The sequence below is a fragment of the Enterobacter sp. NFIX59 genome, assembly GCF_900113755.1.
Lineage (GTDB): Bacteria > Pseudomonadota > Gammaproteobacteria > Enterobacterales > Enterobacteriaceae > Enterobacter > Enterobacter pseudoroggenkampii.
Map to the genome: position 1 here is coordinate 490,137 of NZ_FOQN01000002.1, position 23,547 is coordinate 513,683.

At 59.9% G+C, this 23,547-nt stretch carries 20 protein-coding genes; 10 read left to right on the forward strand and 10 right to left on the reverse strand.

Going from position 1 to position 23,547, the window contains the following annotated elements; translation table 11 throughout:
• The first annotated feature begins 50 nt into the window (after positions 1-50).
• The gene (gene ygjG / locus BM007_RS11180) at positions 51-1,430 is read left to right on the forward strand and encodes a putrescine aminotransferase (protein ID WP_032650311.1); all 1,380 of its coding nucleotides are present in this window, start codon (positions 51-53) and stop codon (positions 1,428-1,430) included.
• Positions 1,431-1,466: 36 nt separating this feature from the next.
• Here the strand turns inward: ygjG and BM007_RS11185 are convergent, their stop codons facing one another.
• Positions 1,467-2,069, reverse strand: coding sequence for a helix-turn-helix domain-containing protein (locus BM007_RS11185; RefSeq protein WP_048992625.1), 603 nt, complete (start codon positions 2,067-2,069; stop codon positions 1,467-1,469).
• A 42-nt stretch (positions 2,070-2,111) separates the two neighbouring features.
• Here BM007_RS11185 and BM007_RS11190 point away from each other — a divergent pair, with 42 nt between their 5' ends.
• Complete coding sequence (locus BM007_RS11190; protein WP_090418788.1) at positions 2,112-2,798, forward strand: B3/B4 domain-containing protein; 687 nt, start codon at positions 2,112-2,114, stop codon at positions 2,796-2,798.
• A gap of 12 nt (positions 2,799-2,810) precedes the next feature.
• The gene (locus BM007_RS11195; RefSeq protein ID WP_090418791.1) at positions 2,811-3,659 is read left to right on the forward strand and encodes a dihydrodipicolinate synthase family protein; all 849 of its coding nucleotides are present in this window, start codon (positions 2,811-2,813) and stop codon (positions 3,657-3,659) included.
• 65 nt (positions 3,660-3,724) lie between these two features.
• Here the strand turns inward: BM007_RS11195 and lsrG are convergent, their stop codons facing one another.
• From lsrG to lsrA, 6 genes are read right to left on the reverse strand one after another with little or no spacing between them, the layout of a single operon-like run.
• Positions 3,725-4,018, reverse strand: a complete 294-nt coding sequence (lsrG, locus tag BM007_RS11200) for a (4S)-4-hydroxy-5-phosphonooxypentane-2,3-dione isomerase (RefSeq protein ID WP_090418794.1) — start codon at positions 4,016-4,018, stop codon at positions 3,725-3,727.
• Complete coding sequence (gene lsrF, locus BM007_RS11205) at positions 4,015-4,902, reverse strand: 3-hydroxy-5-phosphonooxypentane-2,4-dione thiolase (RefSeq protein ID WP_048992618.1); 888 nt, start codon at positions 4,900-4,902, stop codon at positions 4,015-4,017. The genes lsrG and lsrF overlap by 4 nt, the downstream gene beginning before the upstream one ends.
• Positions 4,903-4,913: 11 nt before the next feature.
• Positions 4,914-5,915 carry an autoinducer 2 ABC transporter substrate-binding protein LsrB gene (gene lsrB, locus BM007_RS11210; protein WP_023333523.1) on the reverse strand — a complete coding sequence of 334 codons (1,002 nt, stop codon included), beginning with the start codon at positions 5,913-5,915 and terminating at the stop codon, positions 4,914-4,916.
• A gap of 1 nt (position 5,916) precedes the next feature.
• Positions 5,917-6,894, reverse strand: coding sequence for an autoinducer 2 ABC transporter permease LsrD (lsrD, locus tag BM007_RS11215; RefSeq protein ID WP_090418797.1), 978 nt, complete (start codon positions 6,892-6,894; stop codon positions 5,917-5,919).
• Entirely contained in the window at positions 6,895-7,926 is a 1,032-nt protein-coding gene (gene lsrC / locus BM007_RS11220; protein WP_048992614.1) for an autoinducer 2 ABC transporter permease LsrC, read from the reverse strand.
• Positions 7,923-9,410, reverse strand: a complete 1,488-nt coding sequence (gene lsrA, locus BM007_RS11225; RefSeq protein ID WP_090418800.1) for an autoinducer 2 ABC transporter ATP-binding protein LsrA — start codon at positions 9,408-9,410, stop codon at positions 7,923-7,925. Before lsrA ends, lsrC begins: the two co-directional genes overlap by 4 nt.
• 215 nt (positions 9,411-9,625) lie before the next feature.
• Between lsrA and lsrR the strand changes: the two genes are divergently transcribed.
• The 3 genes from lsrR (at position 9,626) to BM007_RS11240 (ending at position 14,418) form a co-directional block, all read left to right on the forward strand.
• Positions 9,626-10,597: a transcriptional regulator LsrR gene (lsrR, locus tag BM007_RS11230; RefSeq protein ID WP_003862617.1), complete on the forward strand. Its 972-nt coding sequence runs from the start codon at positions 9,626-9,628 to the stop codon at positions 10,595-10,597.
• 33 nt (positions 10,598-10,630) lie between these two features.
• Positions 10,631-12,211, forward strand: coding sequence for an autoinducer-2 kinase (gene lsrK, locus BM007_RS11235; protein ID WP_090418802.1), 1,581 nt, complete (start codon positions 10,631-10,633; stop codon positions 12,209-12,211).
• 185 nt (positions 12,212-12,396) lie between these two features.
• Positions 12,397-14,418 (forward strand): NADPH-dependent 2,4-dienoyl-CoA reductase, encoded by a 2,022-nt coding sequence (locus BM007_RS11240; RefSeq protein ID WP_090418805.1) that lies wholly within the window; start codon positions 12,397-12,399, stop codon positions 14,416-14,418.
• A 119-nt stretch (positions 14,419-14,537) separates the two neighbouring features.
• Here the strand turns inward: BM007_RS11240 and rlmG are convergent, their stop codons facing one another.
• Positions 14,538-15,674 (reverse strand): 23S rRNA (guanine(1835)-N(2))-methyltransferase RlmG, encoded by a 1,137-nt coding sequence (rlmG, locus tag BM007_RS11245; protein WP_090418807.1) that lies wholly within the window; start codon positions 15,672-15,674, stop codon positions 14,538-14,540.
• A gap of 208 nt (positions 15,675-15,882) precedes the next feature.
• Here rlmG and BM007_RS11255 point away from each other — a divergent pair, with 208 nt between their 5' ends.
• The 4 genes from BM007_RS11255 to sstT all read left to right on the forward strand — a co-directional run bounded on the left by BM007_RS11255 (position 15,883) and on the right by sstT (position 20,154).
• A complete protein-coding gene (locus tag BM007_RS11255; protein WP_023333531.1) occupies positions 15,883-16,386 on the forward strand; it encodes a YgjP-like metallopeptidase domain-containing protein in 504 nt (167 codons plus the stop codon).
• Positions 16,387-16,456: 70 nt separating this feature from the next.
• Positions 16,457-17,455: a Gfo/Idh/MocA family protein gene (locus tag BM007_RS11260; protein ID WP_090418811.1), complete on the forward strand. Its 999-nt coding sequence runs from the start codon at positions 16,457-16,459 to the stop codon at positions 17,453-17,455.
• 251 nt (positions 17,456-17,706) lie between these two features.
• Positions 17,707-18,675 (forward strand): TerC family protein, encoded by a 969-nt coding sequence (locus BM007_RS11265; RefSeq protein ID WP_023309283.1) that lies wholly within the window; start codon positions 17,707-17,709, stop codon positions 18,673-18,675.
• Positions 18,676-18,912: 237 nt separating this feature from the next.
• Positions 18,913-20,154: a serine/threonine transporter SstT gene (gene sstT / locus BM007_RS11270; protein ID WP_024906409.1), complete on the forward strand. Its 1,242-nt coding sequence runs from the start codon at positions 18,913-18,915 to the stop codon at positions 20,152-20,154.
• A 92-nt stretch (positions 20,155-20,246) separates the two neighbouring features.
• Here sstT and BM007_RS11275 read toward each other — a convergent pair whose 3' ends face one another.
• Together BM007_RS11275 and uxaC are read right to left on the reverse strand one after the other, a co-directional pair.
• Positions 20,247-21,734, reverse strand: coding sequence for a UxaA family hydrolase (locus BM007_RS11275; RefSeq protein ID WP_024906408.1), 1,488 nt, complete (start codon positions 21,732-21,734; stop codon positions 20,247-20,249).
• A 17-nt stretch (positions 21,735-21,751) separates the two neighbouring features.
• On the reverse strand, positions 21,752-23,164 hold the full coding sequence (gene uxaC / locus BM007_RS11280; RefSeq protein ID WP_024906407.1) for a glucuronate isomerase: 1,413 nt from the start codon (positions 23,162-23,164) through the stop codon (positions 21,752-21,754).
• Positions 23,165-23,547: the final 383 nt, after the last annotated feature.

Below are 23,547 nucleotides of genomic sequence, written 5' to 3' on the forward strand. Positions count from 1 at the left end.
TGCAATACTTAACTCAGTATCATGTGATACGCGATCCCCGGGAGCACATTTTGAACAGGTTACCTTCCAGCGCCTCGGCTCTTGCCTGTACCGCGCACGCACTGAATCTCATTGAGAAGCGAACGCTCGATCATGAGGAGATGAAACAACTTAACCGAGAGGTCATCGATTACTTTAAAGAGCACGTCAATCCAGGGTTTCTGGAGTATCGCAAATCTGTTACCGCCGGCGGGGATTACGGAGCCGTAGAGTGGCAAGCGGGAAGTCTGAACACGCTTGTCGACACCCAGGGACAGGAGTTTATCGATTGCCTGGGAGGTTTTGGAATTTTCAACGTGGGGCACCGTAATCCAGTTGTGGTTTCCGCCGTACAGAATCAACTTGCGAAACAACCTCTCCATAGCCAGGAACTGCTCGACCCGCTTCGCGCCATGCTCGCGAAAACGCTGGCGGCCTTAACGCCCGGCAAACTGAAGTACAGCTTCTTTAGCAACAGCGGCACGGAATCGGTCGAAGCGGCGATTAAACTCGCCAAAGCGTACCAGTCGCCGCGCGGGAAATTCACCTTTATCGCCACCAGCGGCGCGTTCCACGGGAAATCCCTGGGCGCACTGTCTGCTACCGCCAAATCCACCTTCCGCAAACCGTTTATGCCGCTGCTGCCGGGCTTCCGCCACGTGCCGTTTGGCGACATCAACGCCATGCGCACCGCGCTGAGCGAATGCCGCAAAACCGGCGATGACGTGGCGGCGGTGATCCTGGAGCCGATTCAGGGCGAAGGCGGCGTGATCCTCCCTCCGCAGGGCTATCTGCCCGCCGTGCGTCAGCTGTGCGATGAGTTTGGCGCGCTGCTGATCCTCGACGAAGTCCAGACCGGGATGGGGCGCACCGGCAAGATGTTTGCCTGCGAGCACGAGAACGTGCAGCCGGACATCCTGTGCCTGGCGAAGGCGCTCGGCGGCGGCGTGATGCCGATTGGCGCGACGGTGGCCACCGAGGAGGTCTTCTCGGTGCTGTTCGACAATCCGTTCCTGCATACCACCACCTTTGGCGGTAACCCGCTGGCCTGTGCGGCCGCTCTGGCGACCATTAACGTGCTGCTGGAGCAAAACCTGCCCGCGCAGGCGGAGCAGAAAGGCGACATGCTGCTGGACGGCTTCCGTCAGCTAGGCCGGGAGTATCCGGACCTGGTGCAGGACGCGCGTGGGAAAGGGATGCTGATGGCGATTGAGTTTGTTGATAACGAAACCGGCTACAGCTTCGCGAGCGAGATGTTCCGCCAGCGGGTGCTGGTGGCCGGAACGCTCAACAACTCGAAAACCATCCGCATTGAACCGCCGCTGACGCTGACGATTGAGCAGTGTGAGCAGGTGCTGAAAGCGGCGCGTAAAGCGCTGGCAGCGCTGCGGGTGAGCGTGGAAGAGGCGTAATCAACGCCGGGTGGCGTTACGCTACCCGGCAGTTTTTTATCGGTGAAACTCCGCCACCGTCATGGTGAAGCGAAGCACGGTATCGCTTTCATTGGCGTAGCCGTGCGACGCTTCCGTTTTCGCCACCGCCGACGCACCAGCGTTAACCTGGGTCACCGTCTCATCCACCGTCAGCGTTAACACGCCCTCGTTTACGTGCAGCAGCTCAAAGGTTCCCGCCGGGTGCCCCGGAGAGGTAAACCGTTCTCCCGGCTGCATCTCCCACTGCCATAACTCAATCATGTCAGGTCCCGCGGTACCCGCCAGCAGTCTGGCGCGTCCACCCAGCGCGCCCTGCCACAGCACCGGAATCGCCTCTTCTTCGATAACATGTACCAGCGGCTCGCTGGAGACGTTGACGATATCCGCCACGGAGATGCCGAGCGCGGCGGCCAGCTTGCACAAAATGGCGATGCTGGGATTGGCTGCGCCCTTTTCGATCTCCACCAGCATCCCTTTGCTGACGCTGGCGCGGCGGGACAGCTCGTCCAGCGACAGCTTTTTCTCTTTACGCCAGTTGCGAATGCGGTTCGCCACGGCCAGGCTTACCTGGGCAACATCGGCACCCGAATCAGTCATTATATTGACTTTATCAGTCATTGGTCACTACCATGGTATAAAACAGTCAATACAGGATTATTTATGTCTCTCGTTACGCCGTCAATAGATTCGCGTCTTGCCGGGATTGCCCCAGGCTTTCGGGCGCTGAGCATTCTGGTTGAAGCTGGGCCGATTACCCACCCGGAGGTAGCGCCCGCCGCGCTGGCGCAGGCCTGTCAGCAGATGTTGAATGATGATGTGCCGTGGGCTGATGCACACCTTTCAGACTGGGATGAGGTGTTTAAAGCCTTCGGCGCGAAACCGAAACGCACGCCCTGTTCCGCCGCGGCCCTGCGCAAGCGGGTACTGAAAGACGGTTCGCTGCCGTCGCTGGATCCGGTGGTGGATATCTATAACGCGGTGAGCATTCGCTATGCCATTCCGGTGGGTGGGGAAAATCTCGCGGCGTACTCGGGTGCGCCGCGTCTGACGCTGGCCGACGGCAGCGAGCCGTTTGATACTTTAAAAGAGGGACAACCAGTGGTAGAACATCCGGAACCTGACGAGGTTATCTGGCGCGACAACCTCGGCGTCACCTGCCGCCGCTGGAACTGGCGACAGGGGGTGCGTACCCGTCTGGACAGCCAGGCGCAATCTATGTGGTTTATTCTTGAAAGCCTGCCGTCGATGCCGCTTGCGGCACTGGAAGAGGCGGGAGAAGAGCTGGTCAACAACCTGCAGCGGCTGATGCCGGGGGCCACGGCTCAGGTTAAGATGCTGACGCTGTAAGAGGACAACACGATGTTTCACGGATTAAGCGCTTTTCCGTTAACCCCCCTGAAAGAGGGGACGTTTGACGAGCAGTCCTCCATCAATCTTCTGCGCCCCCTGGTCGACGCTGGCGTGGATTCTCTGGGCATTCTCGGCTCAACGGGAAGCTATGCCTATCTGACCGTAGAAGAGCGCGGTCGGATCGCACGCTGCGCGGCGGCGCATGCTGATGACATTCCGGTCATCGTCAGCATTGGCGCATTACGGCTGGACGATATTCTGCGTCTGGCTGACGACGCGCAATCGGCAGGTGTCTCCGGCTTGCTGCTGGCGCCCGTGTCGTACCAGCGATTAACGGAAGACGAAGTGTTTAATCTCTATGAAACGGTGACCCGCCAGATCTCCGTACCGCTGTGCATTTACGATAATCCCGCCACGACCGGTTTTTCGTTTAGCGATGAATTGTTATTTGCCGCCGCGGCCCTGCCGAATATAGGCTCCATAAAGCTTGGCCGCGTGCCGGAGGACCTGTCGCAGGTACGCGCTCGTCTTCCTGATACCGTCACGCTGGGCATCGCCGGCGACTGGCGAGCGGCCTCCGCCCTGCATGCCGGGTTTGACGTCTGGTACTCGGTGGTCGGCGGGTTGTTTCCGCAAACAGCGCTGGCGATTGCCCGTTCGAAAGAGGCGGCACAATCCGAGCGGCTGGAGCCGCTGTGGGAATTGTTCCGTCGATACGGCAGCTTGCGGGTGGTAGCGGCAGCGGCAGAAATGCTGGGGAAAGTGGAAACACCCGCGCTCCCCTTCCCGCTTCAGGCTATTCAGGGTGAGCCGCGCGAAGCGCTTGCTGCGATACTTGCGGATCTGGTGCTGGCCTGAACAATGCCGGGTGGCGCTAACGCCTACCCGGCCTACAAAAGCAACACAACCTCTTACCCGTACCGTTACTCCGGCAACAACCCCACAAAACTCCGTTTCTTACGTGGCTCCGACATCAATTCCTCAAGCTTATCCACGCACGCCAGATAGTGCGGTGTTTGCTTATGCGCCAGCACCGCCTCTTCGTCTTTATAGGCTTCGTAGATAAAGAAGCGGGTTTTCACCCTCGGGTCCTGCAATACGTCAAAGCGCAGGTTTCCCGGCTCCTTGATTGCCCCCTCGTGGTTGGCGCGGAATACCTCCACAAACTCGTCCACCCGCTCGGGCTTAATGTTGATTTCAACCAGCGTCACGTTCATTTTGCTTCTCCCTGTTTCTCTTCCTGCCAGAACTGGAACGCATCGCGGGCATTCCAGTTCTCGTGAACCACTTTTTTCACCGCCTTTAGCATGGCGAGCGGCGCGCTGGACTGGAAGATGTTGCGCCCCATGTCCACGCCGGATGCTCCCTGATCTATCGCACGCCAGCACATCTCCAGCGCCTCGTGCTCCGGCAGCTTTTTGCCCCCGGCGATGACAATCGGCACCGGGCAACTGGCGGTCACTTTTTCAAAGCCTTCATCCACGTAGTAGGTTTTGACGAACTGCGCCCCCATTTCGGCGGCGATGCGGCTGGCGAGCGAGAAATAGCGCGCGTCACGCGCCATCTCTTTACCGACCCCCGTCACCGCCAGCGTCGGCATGCCGTAGCGCGCGCCCGCATCGACAAGCTTGATGATGTTGTTGATCGACTGGTGCTCAAACTCGCTGCCGATATAGACCTGTGCCGCCACGGCGCAGACGTTCAGGCGCAGCGCGTCCTCCATCGCCACCGCCACGCACTCGTTCGACAGCTCGCCCAGAATCGAATTACCGCCGGAGGCGCGCAGCACCACCGGTTTGTTCGTGGCGGCGGGCACCTGGCTCCTGAGGATGCCGCGGGTGCACATCAGCACGTCGGTTTCACCAAACAGCGGCGCGATGGAGAGATCGATACGCTCAAGGCCGGTGGTCGGCCCCTGAAAGTAGCCGTGGTCAAAGGCCAGCATCACCGTACGGTTGCTCTTAGGGTTGAAGATGCGTGCCAGGCGGGACTGCATGCCCCAGTCCAGCGAGCCGCAGCCCTTCAGCGTGAACGGCACGTTGACCTGCGGCGTGCCGATGCCAAAATCCTTACCGTCTTTGATATCGTCTAAATCAGCCATTTGCTCCCCCGTCAGAAATCGTATTTGCTGATGTTCTCTTTGGTGAACACCACCCGCTCCGGCAGCAGCACGATGCCGTTGCCCTTCGCCTCATACTGGTAACCCTGCACGCTGTTCGGCTCGACCTTCAGCGCCCCGATATTTTTTACGTCCACGCTGTCGCCGACGTTAAGATCGCCTTTTTTCAGCAAACGATCGGCGACATTGACCGCAATTTTGCCCTGTTGTACGACATCCCACAGGCCGAAAGCTTTTACCGTGCCGCGCTCAACGTACGGACGCATCACGTTCGGCGTACTGAACCCGACAATCGCCACCCCTTCGCGCTTCAGGTTTTCCGCCGCCTGCGCAGCGGCCGGCAGCGCGTTGGCGTCCGGGGCGATGATCGCATCCAGATCCGGATACGCTTTTAAGATCCCTTCGGCGGTTTGCAACGATTTGGTGGCGTCGTTATAGCCAAACTGGGTAGTGACGACCTGCCACTGGGGATGATCTTTCTCGATTTTGGCCTTCGCCTCTTTCACCCACTGGTTCTGGTCGGTGACGGTGGGGCTGGAGTAGAAGAACGCCACTTTGGCATTCGGTTTGGTGACCTGCTTGCCCGCCATCTCCACCAGCAGGCCGCCCAGCTGTTCCGGCGTTCCCTGGTTGATATAGATGCTGCGGCACTCCGGTTTGGTGTCGGAGTCCCAGGTCAGAACCTTGACGCCGCGCTGCATCGCGCGCTTGAGCGCCGGGCAGAGGCCGTCCGGCGACACGGCGGAGACGATGATGGCGTTATAGCCCTGGTTGACGAAGTTATTGATCAGCTGCACCTGGCCGGAGACGCTCGGCTCGGTCGGGCCGTCGTAGGTGACGTCCACACCGAGGTCTTTCCCCGCCTCTTTCGCGCCGTTGCCGCCGCTGGTGAAGAAGCCCACGCCCACCAGCTTCGGGATAAAGGCAATGCGGTCCGCCGCCTGCGCCGAGGCGAAGCTGAGGGCCATTGCCAGGACGAACAGTTTTGTTTTCATCTTACGCTCCGGATAGTTTTCTAAAGAGAGAACGCACCCACTCGCGGTGCAGACTCAGCGAACGTCCCATCACCACCACAACCAGCAGCGCCCCTGACAGCGCGCTCGACACCTGGTTGGGGATGCCGACCATCTGTAAACCCTGCTGCAGATACCCCACCAACAGCGCCGCCAGCGCTGTACCGACAACCGAACCTGAACCACCGTAGATATTGGCCCCGCCGAGCACGGCAGCGGTGAGCGCGGGCATCAGTAAATCGCGCCCCAGATCCGAACGCGCGGAGCCGAAATAGGAGACCATTACCAGCGCGGCAATCGCGGAGGCTACGCCCACCAGGCCGTACAGCGCGTAGGGCATGCCGTTCACCGACAGCGCCGCATAGCGCGCCGCGCGAGGATTCTGCCCAATCAAAAACAGATGACGACCAAAGCGCCCGCGGTGGGTAATCAGCCAGAAGAAGACGGTAATCACCGCGAACAGCACCAGCGGGATCGGCAGGCCAAACACCGTGAGGTTAGCCAATGCCGTGAAGCTGTCCGGGAAGCCGCCGATGCCCTCGTAGCCCGTGGCTCCCGCCATGCCGGAGAGCAGCAGCGCCCCGCCGCCGTAGAGGTAGAGCGTGCCGAGGGTAATCACCAGCGGGCTGATGCCGGTGTAGTGGATCAGCGCCGCGTTTACCAGCCCGCACAGCAGTCCCAGCAGCAGCGTCAGCGGAACGGCGACCGCCATCGGCCACCCAGCCTGCATCATCACCCCCAGCGCAATCGCGCACAGGCCGATGGTCGAGCCGAGGGAGATGTCGATCCCGCCGCTGATGATCACCAGCGTCAGCGGCAGCGCCACAATGCCGATGCAGATGAAGTCGCTGGTGCTGAACAGCAGCATGTTGATGTCGAGCATGCGCGGGTTGATGGCGCCGAAGAGCAGGATCTCCAGCACCAGCAAAATGAGCAGCGCGCTTTCCCAGTTAAGCCTCATTTACGCCACCTCTTTTTTGCGTTTGGGAAACGGGGTGACGTGCTTCCCCCCTCTGTTACCCGGCTGGAAGCGACCGTACTTCAGCGCCCGCTGATGGCGCGCCAGCGCCTGGCGCAGACGCCCGTCGAGCACCAGGACGCCCAGCAGCACCAGCCCGGCGATAAAGTCGTTCCACCAGGCCGGGAGCCTGAATAGCACCAGCACGGTGTCGATTTGGGTCAGGAAGAAGGCGCCGAGCAGCGCGCCAACCAGCGTGCCCGTGCCGCCCAGCAGCGAAATCCCCCCGAGCACGCAGGCGGCGATGGCCTTCATCTCCAGCCCGCTGCCGGTCTGGTTGGGCACAAAACCAATCTGCGCGGCAAAGACGATCCCGGCGCAGGCCGCCAGCACGCCGTTGAGGGTAAAGGCGATCATGCGGGTGCGGTTCACCGCCACGCCCAGCTGCCGCGCGGCAGCGAGGTTATCCCCCACCGCGTAAAAATCACGCCCGAACGCGGTGCGCGACAGCGTCCACGCGCCGGTGACCACGATAATCAACACCACCATACCAAGGGGCGACACGCCGATGGCCGCAGGCTCAGAGAGCGATTTCAACCCCGGCGGCAGCCCTTCAATCCACTTTCCGCCCGTCCAGAGCAGCATCGCTCCACGGTACAGCCCCAGCGTGCCGAGGGTGGCGACAATCGCCGGGATGCGCAGCCCCACCACCAGAAACCCGTTGAATAACCCGGCCAGCGCGCCAACCGTGAGCGCGAAGAGGATGGAAACGGGCAGGCTGTAGCCGCCGTTCAGCGCCACGCCGACGGCGATGGCGGAGAGCCCGACGGTTGAACCCACGGAGACGTCGATATTGCGGGTCAGCATCACCAGCGCCGCGCCGATCGCCAGCAGGATCAGGATCTGCGAGCTGGCGAAGATCATCCCCAGCGTCTGCAAACTCAGGTAGGACGGATTGAGCGCCACCAGCACGGCGAACAGCGCCAGAATGGCGAGAAACGCGCTCAGCTCGCGGTTTTTCAGTAAGGTCTTCATGCTTGCCCTCCGAACGCCAGCGCCATCATTCTGTCGAGGCTGACGGCATGGCGCGGCAGCTCGCCGCTGAGTACGCCCTGATGCATCACCAGCACGCGGTCCGCGAGGCCCGGAAACTCATCGAGATCGCTTGAGATCATCAGTACCGCCACGTTCTGCGCCGCCACGCTTTTGATGAGCTGGTAGATATCGGCGCGCGCCGAGACGTCCACGCCGCGCGTCGGTTCATCGACGATCAGTAATAAAGGATTGGCCTCCAGACAGCGCGCCAGCAGCACCTTCTGCTGGTTGCCGCCGGAGAGCGTGCGCACGGTTTGATCCGCATGGTTGAGCTTGATCCCCAGCGCCCGGTGATAGCGCTCCACGACCGCAGACTCCCGCTTGCGCTGCTGCCAGAGCGACGGCTCGTTCAGCGCCACGGTGTTCCAGCGGATCGGCGCGTCGAGGAACAGGCCGGACACCTGCCTGTCTTCCGGCAGGTAGACCAGCCCTTTTTCCAGGCGTGAACTTACCGGATCGCCGGCAATCTCCTGGTTCTCCAGCCAGATGCGGCCGCCACGTACCGGCCGCAGGCCGTAGAGCGTTTCCGCAAACTCGGTGCGCCCGGATCCCACCAGCCCGGCCAGGCCGACGATCTCCCCGGCATAGATCTCAAGGCTGAGATCGATAAAGCCTTCCCCGGTAAGATCGTCAACGCGCAGCACCGGGAAATCCTGCGGCTGGGTGCGGCGGTTGCCCGGCAGCGCCAGCCACAGCTTTTGCGTATCGCTGAGGGATTTCTCCCGGCTTACCGGCGTCATGGCGGCAATCAGGGCGCTGTCGTCAAACTGCGCGGTTTCGCCGCTCAGCACCACCGCGCCGTCGCGCATCACCGAGACGTGGCTCGAAAGCACGCGAATTTCCGGCAGCTTATGGGAGATAAAAACAATCCCGACGCCGAGTGCCTGCAGGGCGCGGATCTGGCGGAACAGCCGTTCGGTTTCACCCGGCGTGAGGGAGGCTGTGGGTTCGTCGAGGATCAGGATCCTGGCGTTGCGCATCAGGCCCCGCAGGATTTCCACCATCTGCTGATCCGCCACTTCCAGCGTGCTGGCGGTAGCGTCGAGGTTAAGCTGGCACTGCAGCTGCTGGAGTTTTTCCGCCAGGCACTTTTCTAGATCGCGCTCGCGCGGCAGGCGGAACAGGATGTTTTCCCGCACCGTCAGGTTGGGGAACAGCAGAGGCTCCTGCGGCACGAGGTAAATGCCAAGCCTGTGCGCCTGTACGGGCGTCAGCCGCGCATATGACTGCCCCTCGACGGAAAGTTCACCGCCGTCCGGCGTCTCGACCCCGGCGATGATTTTCATCAGCGTCGATTTTCCCGCGCCGTTTCCGCCCATCAGGGCGTGCACCTGGCCCGCAAGCAGCGTGAAATCAATGCCTTTAAGAACCGGCACGCCTGAGAACTGCTTGCTGATATTCCGCGCGTCGAGAAGTGAGTTCATCATCGCTCCGCTATTGAACAAATGATTTTTAGATTTAATAATGTTCAAAAGCGTAGACGGTGAACTATATTTACAACCGTGCAGGGATCACAGTTTTACCGATTGAGATTCAGATAAACCAGAAACGATCGAAATGATCCGTTTTGTCGCGTGGCTCACACTTTCCCTTCGCGCCATCACGAACATATGATCTAAATTTTTATAAGAGTTCAACTATGAGCGATAAACGCACTGCGGAAGAAGGACGGTTTGCCGGGCTGGCACTGGCGGAAGAGGAGCTGGTGGCGCGCGTGGCCTGGTGCTACTACCACGACGGGCTGACCCAAAACGATATCGGCGAGCGGCTCGGGCTGCCGCGATTAAAAATCTCCCGCCTGCTGGAGAAGGGCCGTCAGTCCGGGGTGATCCGCGTGCAGATCAACTCCCGCTACGAGGGCTGCCTGGCGCTGGAGACCGAGCTACAGCAGCGCTTTGGCCTGAAGCTGGTGCGCGTGATGCCCGCCCTGAATACGCCGCCGATGAACGTGCGGCTCGGCATTGGCGCGGCGCAGTCGCTGATGGGCGTACTGGAGCCCGGCCAGCTGCTGGCGGTGGGGTTTGGTGAAACCACCATGAGCAGCCTGCAGCACCTGAGCGGCTTTATCAGCTCGCAGCAGATCCGCCTGGTGACGCTCTCCGGCGGCGTCGGGCCGTATATGACCGGTATCGGCCAGTTGGACGCGGCATGCAGCGTCAGCATGATCCCCGCCCCGCTTCGCGTGTCATCCGCCGAGGTGGCCGGGATCTTAAAACGCGAGACCAGCGTGCGGGACGTAATCCTCGCCGCCACCGCTGCCGACGTGGCGGTGGTCGGCATTGGGTCGGTGAACCAGCGCCGTGACGCCACGATCTTGCGATCCGGCTATATCAGCGAAGGTGAACAGCTGATGTACGCCCGCAAAGGCGCGGTCGGCGACATTCTCGGCTATTTCCTCAATGCCGAAGGGGAGTGCGTCGAGGAGCTGGAGATCCATAAAGAATTACTCGGCGTCTCGCTTGATGAGCTGGCGCAGCTGCCCACCATCGTTGGCGTGGCCGGAGGGGAAGAGAAAGCCGATGCGATTTATGCCGCACTGAAGGGTCGCCGTATCAATGGCCTGGTGACGGAGGAGACGACAGCCCGCGCGGTGCTGGCTCTGGCCAAATGAGAGCCCGCCCTGCGCTAACAACGAGGCAAGCTCATGAGTTACCTTTTAGCGTTAGATGCAGGGACCGGTAGCGTTCGCGCCGTGATTTTCGATTTGCAGGGCAACCAGATTGCCGTCGGCCAGGCCGAGTGGAAGCATCTGAACGTAGAGAACGTGCCGGGGTCGATGGAGTTCGACCTCGAGACCAACTGGCAGCTGGCCTGCCAGTGCATTCATCAGGCGCTGTCGCGCGCGAATCTGGGCGCGGCGGACATTCAGTCCGTTGCATGCTGCTCCATGCGCGAAGGGATCGTGCTTTACGACCGCAACGGCGAGGCCATCTGGGCCTGCGCCAACGTTGACGCCCGCGCCAGCCGCGAGGTGGCCGAACTCAAAGAGATCCACGACTATCGTTTTGAATCCGAAGTGTATGACGTTTCCGGGCAGACGCTGGCGCTGAGCGCCATGCCGCGCCTGCTGTGGCTGGCACACCATCGTCCGGATATTTACCGCAAGGCCGCGACCATCACCATGATCAGCGACTGGCTGGCGGCGAAGCTCTCCGGCGAGCTGGCGGTCGACCCGTCTAACGCGGGCACCACCGGCATGCTGGATCTCTTCTCCCGCGACTGGCGTCCGGCGCTGCTCGACATGGCCGGGCTGCGCGCCGATATTCTCTCCCCGGTGAAAGAGACCGGCACCGTGCTGGGCGCTATCACCAAAGAGGCCGCGCAGCAAAGCGGCCTGCGCGAAGGCACGCCGGTCGTCATGGGCGGCGGCGACGTGCAACTGGGCTGTCTGGGGCTGGGCGTGGTTCGCGCCGGGCAGACGGCGGTGCTGGGCGGCACCTTCTGGCAGCAGGTGGTGAATCTGCCGCAGGTGCGCACCGACCCCGAGATGAACATCCGCGTCAACCCGCACGTTATCCCCGGCATGGCGCAGGCGGAATCGATCAGCTTCTTTACCGGGCTGACCATGCGCTGGTTCCGCGACGCCTTCTGCGCGGAGGAAAAGCTGATTGCCGAGCGGATGGGGATGGACACCTACTCCCTGCTGGAAGAGATGGCCAGCCGCGTGCCGGCGGGTTCACACGGGGTGATGCCGATCTTCTCCGACGCCATGCATTTTAAGCAGTGGTACCACGCCGCGCCGTCGTTTATTAACCTCTCCATCGACCCGGAAAAATGCAATAAAGCGACGCTGTTCCGCGCACTGGAGGAGAACGCGGCGATCGTCTCGGCCTGCAACCTGGCGCAGATTTCGCGCTTCTCCGGCGTGACGTTTGAGAGCCTGGTGTTTGCCGGTGGCGGTTCGAAAGGCGCGCTGTGGAGCCAGATCCTCAGCGACGTCACCGGCCTGCCGGTGCGCGTGCCGGAAGTGAAGGAGGCGACGGCGCTGGGCTGCGCCATTGCGGCAGGCGTTGGCGCAGGGCTGTTTGCCGATATGGCCTCGACGGGCGAGCGGCTGGTGAAATGGAGCCGCGAATTCACGCCAAACCCGATACATCGCGAGCTGTACGACGGCATGATGCAGAAATGGCAGGCGGTATATGCGGACCAGCTTGGGTTGGTGGACAGCGGGCTGACGACATCGATGTGGCAGGCACCGGGGCTGGTGCGGGCAGCGGCGCCGTAAATAACGCCGGATGGCGCTACGCTTATCTGTCCTGGGGTTTTGTAGCCCCGATAAGCGCAGCGCCACCGGGGAAGTTCTTTGAGATCTATCACAATCATTCGATCCCGCTTTTACCTTTCTGCTGCCGCTGGCTAAATTAGTAACTCATCCGACCACATAACAATAATTTTACACTGGAAGAGACTATGAGCCGCTACCCGTCGTTATTCGCCCCCCTCGATCTGGGGTTCACCACACTCAAAAACCGCGTGCTGATGGGGTCGATGCACACCGGGCTGGAGGAGCACCCGGACGGGGCCGAGCGTCTGGCAGCCTTCTATGCCGAGCGCGCACGCCACGGGGTGGCGCTGATCGTCACCGGCGGCGTGGCCCCTGCCCCTTCCGGCGTGGGCATGGAGGGCGGCGCGGTCCTGAACGATGCGTCACAGCTGCCGCACCACCGCATTGTGACCGACGCGGTACACCGCGAGGGCGGCAAAATCGCCCTGCAAATTCTGCACACCGGACGCTACAGCTATCAGCCGAATCTGGTCGCGCCATCGGCTCTTCAGGCACCGATTAACCGTTTTAAACCTCACGCCCTCACCCACGACGAGATCCTGGCGTTGATTGACGACTTCGCCCGCTGCGCGGCGCTGGCGCGCGAGGCGGGCTACGACGGCGTTGAGGTGATGGGCTCAGAAGGCTACCTGATCAACGAGTTTCTCGCCGCCCGCACCAACCACCGTGAAGACGAATGGGGCGGCGACTATGCCCGCCGGATGCGCTTTGCCGTGGAGGTGGTGCGCGCGGTGCGCGAACGTGCAGGGGCTGATTTTATTATCGTCTTCCGCCTGTCGATGCTCGACCTGGTGGAAGGCGGCGGAACGTTCGATGAAACCGTGCAGCTGGCGCAGGCGATTGAAGCCGCAGGTGCCACCATTATCAACACCGGCATCGGCTGGCACGAGGCGCGCATCCCGACCATCGCCACGCCGGTGCCGCGCGCGGCGTTCAGCTGGGTGACGCGCAGGCTGAAAGGGAAAGTGTCTGTTCCGCTGGTCACCACCAACCGCATTAACGATCCGCAGGTGGCGGACGATGTGATTTCACGCGGCGACGCCGACATGGTCTCAATGGCGCGGCCGTTCCTTGCCGATGCCGAGCTGCTGTCCAAAGCGCAAAGCGGCCGTGCGGATGAAATCAACACCTGCATCGGCTGTAACCAGGCCTGCCTGGATCAGATCTTCGTCGGCAAGGTCACCTCATGCCTGGTTAACCCACGCGCCTGCCATGAAACCAAAATGCCGGTCGTTCCGGCAGTCAATAAAAAACGCCTGGCCGTGGTGGGCGCAGGCCCGGCGGGGCTGGCGTTTGCGGTCAATGCCGCCTCGCGCGGGCACAGCGTAACGCTGTTTGATGCGCTGGGGGAGATTGGCGGGCAGTTTAATATCGCCAAACAGATCCCCGGCAAAGAGGAGTTCTACGAAACGCTGCGCTACTACCGCCGGATGATCGAGCTGACGGGCGTCGAGCTGCGGCTTAACCAGTTTGTCCACGCAGCGGATCTGACTGATTTCGATGAGGTGATCCTGGCGAGCGGGATCGTACCGCGCACGCCTGCGATCGAGGGTATCGATCATCCGAAGGTGTTGAGCTATCTGGATGTATTGCGAGACAAAACGCCGGTTGGCGAGAAGGTGGCGATTATCGGCTGCGGCGGGATCGGTTTTGATACCGCTATGTACTTAAGCCAGCCGGGCGAGGCCACCAGCCAGAACATTGCTGAATTTTGCGTGGAATGGGGGATCGACACCAGTCTGAACCAGTCCGGCGGGCTTCGCCCGGAAGGACCGCAGCTGCCGAAAAGCCCGCGCCAGATCGTGATGCTGCAGCGTAAAGCCAGCAAGCCGGGCGAAGGGCTGGGTAAAACCACGGGCTGGATCCACCGCGCCACCCTGCTCTCGCGCGGGGTGAAGATGATCCCGGCGGTGAGCTATGAGAAGATCGACGACGAGGGTCTGCACGTCACGATCGGCGGCGAACCGCAGCTGCTGCGCGTGGATCATGTCATTTTATGTGCCGGGCAGGAGCCAAAGCGCGATCTGGCGGATCCGCTGCGCGAAGCCGGTAAAACGGTGCATCTGATTGGCGGGTGCGACGTGGCGATGGAGCTGGACGCGCGGCGCGCGATTGCGCAGGGGACGAAATTAGCTCTGATGATCTAGAACATTGCCGGGCAGCGGGGTAAAAGCAAAACGGCAACCCAGTTGCCGTTTTTAATGTTTGCTCCCTCTCCCTGTGGGAGAGGGTCGGGGTGAGGGCATCAGGCCGCACATACCCAATCTTAACGACGACGTCCCAGCTTCACCGACTTCAGCACCACAAACTTATTGTTCGTCGCAATGGTGACGCAGTTGCCGAAAATCTTCTTCAGCTTGTGGAAGTAGTCCAGGTGGCGGTTCGCCACGATGTACAGCTCGCCGTTGATTTTCAGGCAACGGCGCGCGTGGTGAAACATTTCCCACGCAACGTTATCCGTCAGGGCGTGCTTCTGGTGGAACGGCGGGTTACAGAACACGGCGTTGAAGCGGAACGGCTCTACGCCAGACAGCGCGTTGTTGATCATAAACTCGCAGCGGTCCAGCGCGTCCGGCATGTTGGTTTCCACGTTCAGACGGCTGGAGGCCACCGCCATCGGCGACTCGTCGCTGAACACCACGCTGGCTTCCGGGTTCTTCGCCAGCAGCGTCAGGCCGATCACACCGTTGCCGCAGCCAAGGTCGACAATCTCACCTTCCAGATTTTCCGGCAGATGTTCCATAAAGAAGCGCGCGCCGATATCCAGACCGGTGCGGGAGAAGACGTTCGCGTGGTTATGGATGGTCCAGTCAGTCCCTTCCAGCTTCCAGCTCAGCGTTTCTGGCGCGTCGGCCAGCTCCGGTGCGCTGAAGGTGCAGTTGATCAGGCGCGCTTTTTTCCAGGCCAGCGTGGTGGTGGTCGGGCCGAGGACTTTCTCGAACAGCTCCAGCGTCGAAGTATGAATATCGCGCGCTTTGGCACCCGCGATGATGCGCGTATCCGGCGTCACGACCTTACGCAGCGCGCGCAGCTGCTGCTCCAGCAGCGCCATGGTTTTTGGCACTTTGATCAGCACCACGCCGGGCGCCTGCGGGTAGTCCGAGGTGCTGTCGAGAAACTTCACGCTGGACTCTTCGATGTCGTTATGGCGCAGGTTTTCACGCGTCGCCAGCTCGCTCAGGTAGGAATCGCCGATGCTGTATGGCGTGTGCTCCGCCAGGGCGCATCCCAGCGCGCCAAACGCGTCATTCAGGATCAAAACCGGGCCGCGGATTTCAGTGTCATCCAACTGCTGCAGCAGATATTCATCCGCTGCTTCCCACGCCTGAAGCGGGTTAACGTCGTCCGTTTCCGGGAAACGTTTAAGGTTGAGTGAACGGAAACCGTTGTCTAAGTGGCTCATCGGCCCTCCTGAATGGTAAAATTTGGCGTATCCCTGAAAAGGGTGCGTGAGTATATACCCAAAATCATTCAAGTTGTATCAAGGCGGCAAGTCTGAGAATCCCCAGGAGCTTACACAAGTAAGTGACTGGGGTGAGCAGACGCAGCCAACGCAGAGACAACGTGAAGGATGAAGGGTATACCCGTTTTCGCATTAATTTGGGCTCTTGATGAACCAACTTACTTATCTCCAGGGCTATCCGGAGCATTTACTGACTCAGGTTCGCAGCCTGATTGCCGAGCAGAAGCTCGGTGCGGTGCTGGAAAAACGCTATCCCGGCACGCACGATTTCGCGACCGATAAGGCCCTCTGGCAGTATACGCAGGATCTGAAAAGCCGGTATCTGAAGAGCGCGCCGCCGATCAACAAGGTGATGTACGACAATAAGATCCACGTGCTGAAAAACGCGCTCGGCCTGCACACCGCCATCTCCCGCGTGCAGGGCGGCAAGCTGAAGGCGAAGGCCGAAATCCGCGTCGCGACGGTGTTCCGTAACGCGCCGGAAGCGTTTCTACGGATGATCGTGGTGCACGAACTGGCGCACCTGAAAGAGAAAGAGCACGACAAAGCGTTCTATTCCCTGTGCTGCCACATGGAGCCGCAGTACCATCAGCTGGAGTTTGATACCCGCCTGTGGCTTACGCATTTATCGTTAAATGGTAATGCGGAATAGCGCACGCGAATTGTCATGATGACGTGCTACAGTGGCTAAAGGTTCCCCGCTACGGAGTACGTAAACGTTTATGATACGTTTCGCAGTCATTGGTACGAACTGGATCACGCGCCAGTTCGTCGACGCCGCCCACGAAACCGGCAAACTTAAACTTACCGCAGTCTATTCCCGCAGCCTTGAGCAGGCGCAGAGTTTTGCTAACGACTACCTCGTTGAGCATCTCTTCACTTCGCTTGATGAGATGGCGCAAAGCGACGCCATTGACGCGGTCTATATCGCCAGCCCGAACTCCCTGCACTTCCCGCAGACAAAGCTGTTTCTCAGCCACAAAAAGCATGTGATTTGCGAGAAGCCGCTGGCGTCGAATATCCAGGAAGTGGAAGCGGCCATTGCGCTTGCCCGCGAAAATCAAGTGGTGCTGTTCGAAGCGTTCAAAACCGCCAGCCTGCCGAATTTCCTGCTGCTGCAGCAGTCCCTGCCGAAAATTGGCAAAGTGCGTAAAGCCTTTATCAACTACTGCCAGTACTCGTCGCGCTACCAGCGCTATCTGGACGGCGAGAACCCGAATACCTTTAACCCGGCCTTCTCTAACGGTTCGATTATGGATATCGGCTTCTACTGTCTGGCCTCTGCCGTGGCCCTGTGGGGCGAGCCGCACGGCGTAACGGCCACCGCCAGCCTGCTGGAGAGCGGCGTGGATGCGCACGGTTTAGCGGTGCTGGACTACGGTGATTTCAGCGTCACGCTGCAGCACTCCAAGGTGAGCGACTCTGTCCTGCCGAGCGAAATTCAGGGCGAAGCGGGCTCGCTGGTTATCGAGAAGATCTCCGAGTGCCAGAAGGTGAGCTTTGTGCCGCGCGGCGGCAAAGCTCAGGAGCTGACGCAGCCTCAGCATATAAACACTATGCTCTATGAGGCAGAGGTCTTCGCCCGTCTGGTGGAAGACAACGAAGTGAATCACCCAGGCCTTGCGGTGAGCCGCACCACAGCGAAGCTGCAAACGGAGATCCGCCGTCAGACCGGCGTGGTGTTCCCGGCAGACGGCGTGAGCGCGGAAGCTATCGCGTAAAGCTGTGTAATGAAACGGCGCAGACCATTGACGAAACCAATGGTCTGACATATTTTGTTACCTGCAAAGGGGAGTAACTTCTTCGTCGGTGGATCGTCATTACGATGCGTGCAATACCGCATCCGGTCGCCGGGCAACCCTCGTGGTTGTAAGTGAGACCTTGCCGGAAGGCGAGGTCTATGCATAAAAAGCTAACGGCTATCGTCTTCTGACCATGGCCGTTTTTGTTTTTTATGTGTAAGGAAAATAGTATGCATTCTGTCGGCACTCCCATGTTGTGGGGCGGATTCGCGGTTGTCGTGCTCATCATGCTGGCGATCGACCTCTTTTTACAGGGGCGTCGCGGCGCGCACGGCATGACCATGAAACAGGCTGCGGCCTGGTCGCTGGTGTGGGTTACCCTCTCCCTGCTGTTCTGTGCCGCCTTCTGGTGGTATCTGGCCTCGACCGAAGGCCGCGCGGTGGCCGATCCTCAGGCCCTCGCCTTCCTCACTGGCTATCTGATTGAAAAAGCCCTGGCGGTCGATAACGTCTTCGTCTGGCTGATGCTGTTCAGCTATTTCGCCGTGCCTGCGGCCCTGCAGCGCCGCGTGCTGGTCTACGGCGTGCTGGGGGCGATTATCCTGCGTACCATAATGATCTTCGCCGGCAGCTGGCTGATTACCCAGTTCGAATGGCTGCTGTACGTCTTCGGCGCGTTCCTGCTGTTCACCGGGGTCAAAATGGCGCTGGCGAAAGAGGACGGCTCTGCGATTGGCGATCGCCCGCTGGTGAAGTGGATCCGTGGACACCTGCGCATGACCGATAAGATTGAGAGCGAACACTTCTTCGTGCGCAAGAACGGCCTGCTGTTTGCCACCCCGCTGCTGCTGGTGCTGATTCTGGTTGAGCTGAGCGACGTGATTTTCGCCGTGGACAGCATCCCGGCTATCTTCGCGGTGACCACCGACCCGTTCATCGTCCTGACCTCAAACCTGTTCGCCATTCTCGGCCTGCGTGCGATGTACTTCCTGCTGGCGGGCGCGGCGGAGCGCTTCTCGATGCTGAAGTACGGTCTGTCGGTGATCCTGGTGTTTATCGGTATCAAGATGCTGATCGTCGATTTCTACCATATCCCGATCGCCATTTCGCTCGGCGTGGTGTTTGGCATTCTGATCGTGACGCTGATTATCAATACCTGGGTTAACCGCCAGCACGATAAGAAGCAGCAGGTGGAGTAAAACGTTCGGTGCGGACTGATGCCCTCACCCCGGCCCTCTCCCACAGGGAGAGGGTGAACACACATTTGTAACGAAGTAGTTAAAAAACATGACGCACCACGTAAAATCCAGCATTTTACGCTTCCCTCCCAAGACACTTTCCCTATACTCGACCAGGCAAACATTTACTTACATCCGGACATAAATGTGACTAAGAGCACATCCGGGATGGAACGCAATTTCACTTAAGGAACACCTATGACTACATCCTCGTCTGGTCTGTTTGCGCGCCTCTCGCGCGGCAGCCTCGTTAAGCAAATACTGGTTGGCCTTGTGCTCGGCGTCGCGCTGGCACTGATCTCGAAACCTGCCGCCGAGGCCACCGGCCTGCTCGGCACGCTGTTCGTCGGCGCGCTGAAAGCGGTCGCGCCGATTCTGGTTTTGACCCTGGTGATGGCCTCAATCGCCAATCACCAGCAGGGACAAAAAACCAATATTCGCCCGATTCTGTGGATGTACCTGCTGGGGACTTTCTCTGCGGCCCTGACGGCCGTGGTGGTGAGCTTTATCTTCCCGTCCACGCTGCAGCTGACCACCGGCGCTACCGACATTACCCCACCTGCGGGCATTGTTGAGGTGATGCACGGCCTGCTGATGAGCATTGTTGCCAACCCGATCCACGCGCTTATCAACGCGAACTACATCGGGATCCTGGTATGGGCAGTCGGTTTGGGCTTTGCCCTGCGCCACAGCAACGATACGACCAAAAACCTGGTTAACGACCTTTCTCACGCCGTGACCTTTATCGTGACGGTGGTCATCCGCTTTGCGCCGATTGGTATTTTTGGCCTCGTGGCATCCACCCTGGCAACCACCGGTTTCGGCGCGCTGTGGGGCTATGCGCAGCTGCTGCTGGTGCTGATTGGCTGTATGGCCGTCGTGGCACTGGTGATTAATCCGCTGCTGGTGTTTCTGCAGACCCGTCGTAACCCGTACCCGCTGGTGCTGATGTGCCTGCGCGAAAGCGGCGTGACCGCCTTCTTCACCCGCAGCTCGGCGGCAAACATTCCGGTCAACATGTCCCTGTGTGAGAAGCTGAATCTGGACCGCGATACCTACTCCGTATCCATTCCGCTGGGTGCGACCGTCAATATGGCGGGAGCGGCCATCACCATCACGGTGCTGACGCTGGCGGCGGTCAATACGCTGGGTATTCCGGTGGATCTGCCAACCGCGCTTCTGTTAAGCGTGGTGGCTTCGCTGTGTGCCTGCGGCGCATCCGGCGTGGCGGGCGGTTCCCTGCTGCTGATCCCGCTGGCATGTAATATGTTCGGCATCCCGAACGAGATCGCCATGCAGGTGGTTGCGGTAGGCTTTATCATCGGCGTGCTGCAGGACTCCTGCGAGACGGCGATTAACTCCTCCACCGACGTGATGTTCACCGCAGCCGTGTGCCAGGCGGAAGACGCGCGTTTAGCGAAGAACGTCCTGCGAGGTTAACAGCAAAACGGCAACCCTGAGGTTGCCGTTTTTAGTGTTTGTACCCTCTCCCCGTGGGAGAGGGCCAGGGTGAGGGCATCAGGCAGCACCGATTAAAGCGTCACACCACTCTTAAAGATCGCCAGCTCGCGGAAATCGTTCTTCTCGTTGCAGGTCTGCCTGCCGTTGGCAAATTCCACAATCGCGTCCACGAACTCCGTCAGCAGCTGCGGCATCGCCTTGCCGTGGATAAGCTGCCCGGCATCAAAGTCAATCCAGTGTTTTTTCTTCGCCGCCAGCTCGCTGTTGGTGGCGATTTTCACCGTCGGTACAAAACCGCCGTACGGCGTGCCGCGCCCGGTGCTGAACAGCACCATATGGCAGCCGGCACCCGCCAGCGCGCTGGTGGCGACCGCATCGTTACCCGGGGCGCTCAGCAGGTTCAGACCGTGGGTTTTCAGGCGCTCGCCGTAGCGCAGAACGTCAACCACCTGGCTCGCGCCCGCTTTCTGGGTGCAGCCGAGGGATTTCTCTTCCAGCGTGGTGATCCCGCCCGCCTTGTTACCCGGAGACGGGTTTTCATAAATCGGCTGATTGTGAGCAATGAAGTACTGTTTGAAGTCGTTCACCATGGTGACGGTTTTCTCAAACGTCTCTTCGTCGCGGCAGTGGCTCATCAGAATACGTTCCGCGCCGAACATTTCCGGCACCTCGGTCAACACCGTCGTGCCGCCGTTAGCAATCATATAGTCCGAGAAGCGACCCAGCATCGGGTTGGCGGTGATACCGGACAGGCCGTCAGACCCGCCGCACTCCAGACCAAACTTCAGCTCGCTCAGCTTGCCCGGCTCGCGCTTGTCGTGGCGCATCACGTTATACAGCTGATGAAGCTGCTCAACGCCCGCTTCCACTTCGTCGTCCTGATGCTGACACACCATAAAATGCACGCGCTCAGGGTCGAATTCGCCCAGCGTATCGCGGAAGGCGTCCACCTGGTTGTTCTCGCAGCCCAGGCCAATCACCAGCACCGCGCCCGCGTTCGGGTGACGCACCATGTTTTGCAGCATGGTGCGGGTGTTAATGTGGTCATCCCCCAGCTGGGAGCAGCCGTAGGTGTGGCTGAACAGATGCACCCCGTCAGTGCCTTCGGCATCGTGGGTCTCTTTCAGGAAGCGCGTCTGGATCTGACGCGCAATCCCGTTCACGCAGCCGACGGTCGGGAGGATCCACAGCTCGTTGCGGATCCCCACGTCGCCATTGGCGCGGCGGTAGATCTGCACGTCACGATCCGCCGCCTGCTCTTGTGCCGCAGGTAAATCAGGTTGATAGCTGTACTCGTCCAGATCGCTCAGATTGGTGCGGGTATTATGGGAATGAATATGTTCACCCGGCACGATATCCGCCAGCGCATGCCCAATCGGAAGACCGTACTTAATGACGTTGTCCCCTTTAGCGAGAGGCTTCACGGCAAACTTGTGTCCGCGAGCAATCGCCTGACGCAGGGTGACGCTCTGGTTATCAACGGTCACCACGTCGCCTTCAGCGAGATCCGTCAGCGCGACGGCCACGTTATCCAGCGAATGGATTTTGATGTATTGCATATCAACCTCAAACGGCCTTAGTTCAGTTCAATGGCGAAGTAGTCACGCGCATTGTTAAAGCAGATGTTTCTCACCATGTCGCCCAGCAGCTGGATATCCGCCGGCGCTTCGCCCGCGTGCACCCAGCGGCCAATCATCTGGCACAGAATGCGGCGGAAGTATTCGTGGCGAGTGTAAGAGAGGAAGCTGCGGCTATCGGTTAGCATGCCGACAAAGCGGCTCAGCAGGCCAAGCTGCGCCAGCTGCGTCATCTGACGCTCCATGCCGTCTTTCTGGTCGTTGAACCACCAGCCGGAACCAAACTGCATCTTGCCCGGCATCCCTTCGCCCTGGAAGTTGCCGACCATGGTGCCCAGCACTTCGTTATCGCGCGGGTTCAGGCAGTACAGGATGGTTTTTGGCAGCAGGTTTTGTTCGTTCTGTTTGCTCAGCAGTTTGGACAGCTCTTCCGCCAGCGGACGGTCGTTGATGGAGTCAAAGCCCACGTCCGCGCCGATCAGTTTGAACTGGCGCTGGTTATTATTGCGCAGCGCGCCGATGTGGTACTGCTGTACCCAGCCGCGACGCGCGTATTCCGCGCCGAGGAACACCAGCACCGCCGTTTTGAACTGCGCCACTTCGTGTTCGCTAAGCGATTCACCGGACAGGCGACGCGCCAGAATGCTGTCCAGCTCGGCCTCGTTTGATTCCGCGAACAGCACGACGTCCAGCGCGTGGTCAGAGACTTTACAGCCGTGCGCCGCGAAGTGATCCAGACGTTTGGTCAGCGCGGTTTGCAGATCGGCGAAACGGCGAATGTCGGTATCGGACACTTCCGCCAGCTTCGCCATGTAGTCGTTAAACGTGGCCTGCTCAATGTTGAAGGCTTTGTCCGGGCGCCAGCTTGGCAGCACTTTGATATCAAAAGAAGTGTCTTTGGCGACGACGGCATGATGCTCCAGGGAGTCAATTGGATCGTCGGTGGTGCCCACCATCTTCACGTTCATCTGCTTCATGATGCCGCGCGCGGAGAAGTTATCCTGCGCCAGCAGCGCATTGCAGCGATCCCAGATTTCATCGGCGGTCGTTGGGGAGAGCAGTTTGCCGGTGATGCCAAACGGACGACGCAGCTCAAGGTGCGTCCAGTGATAAAGCGGGTTGCCGATGGTGTGCGGAACGGTCGCCGCCCAGGCGTCAAACTTCTCGCGGTCGGTCGCATCGCCGGTGCACAGGCGCTCAGCGACGCCGTTGGTGCGCATGGCACGCCATTTGTAGTGGTCACCCTTCAGCCAGATGTCATACAGGTTTTTGAAACGGTAATTTTCGGCAACCTGCTGCGGCGGTAAATGGCAGTGGTAGTCGAAAATCGGCTGGTCTTTTGCGTAGTCATGATACAGGCGGCGAGCAAATTCGGTATCCAACAGAAAATCTTCGGTCATAAACGGCGTCATTATCGTCTTCCTCATTACGGGAGCGTCAGAAAGCGTATGTTCATATGCTGCAAAGTTATCACACCAATTTCCACCCACCGAAGCTTTTTTCGTGAGTGAGATCAATAAACACCAACAAATAAATTACCCTCAATGGCGTAAACCCTTCTACAGGCCGCGCCATTACTGGCTTTGTGCGCAGCGATTAATGTCCCTACAAAGAATCATACATTTGTGATGTCACTCACCTTTTAAAGTTGTATGACAAGTTATCTTTTCGCCGTCGCAAACGCTAAGCCGACGGAATGCATTACCGGTGTGAGAGGCATCGGGTTTAACGGTACGGATACCGACTTATGCACGCTTACTTATGGCAAGGTTCGGGCCGTTCCGGGACATGCTCC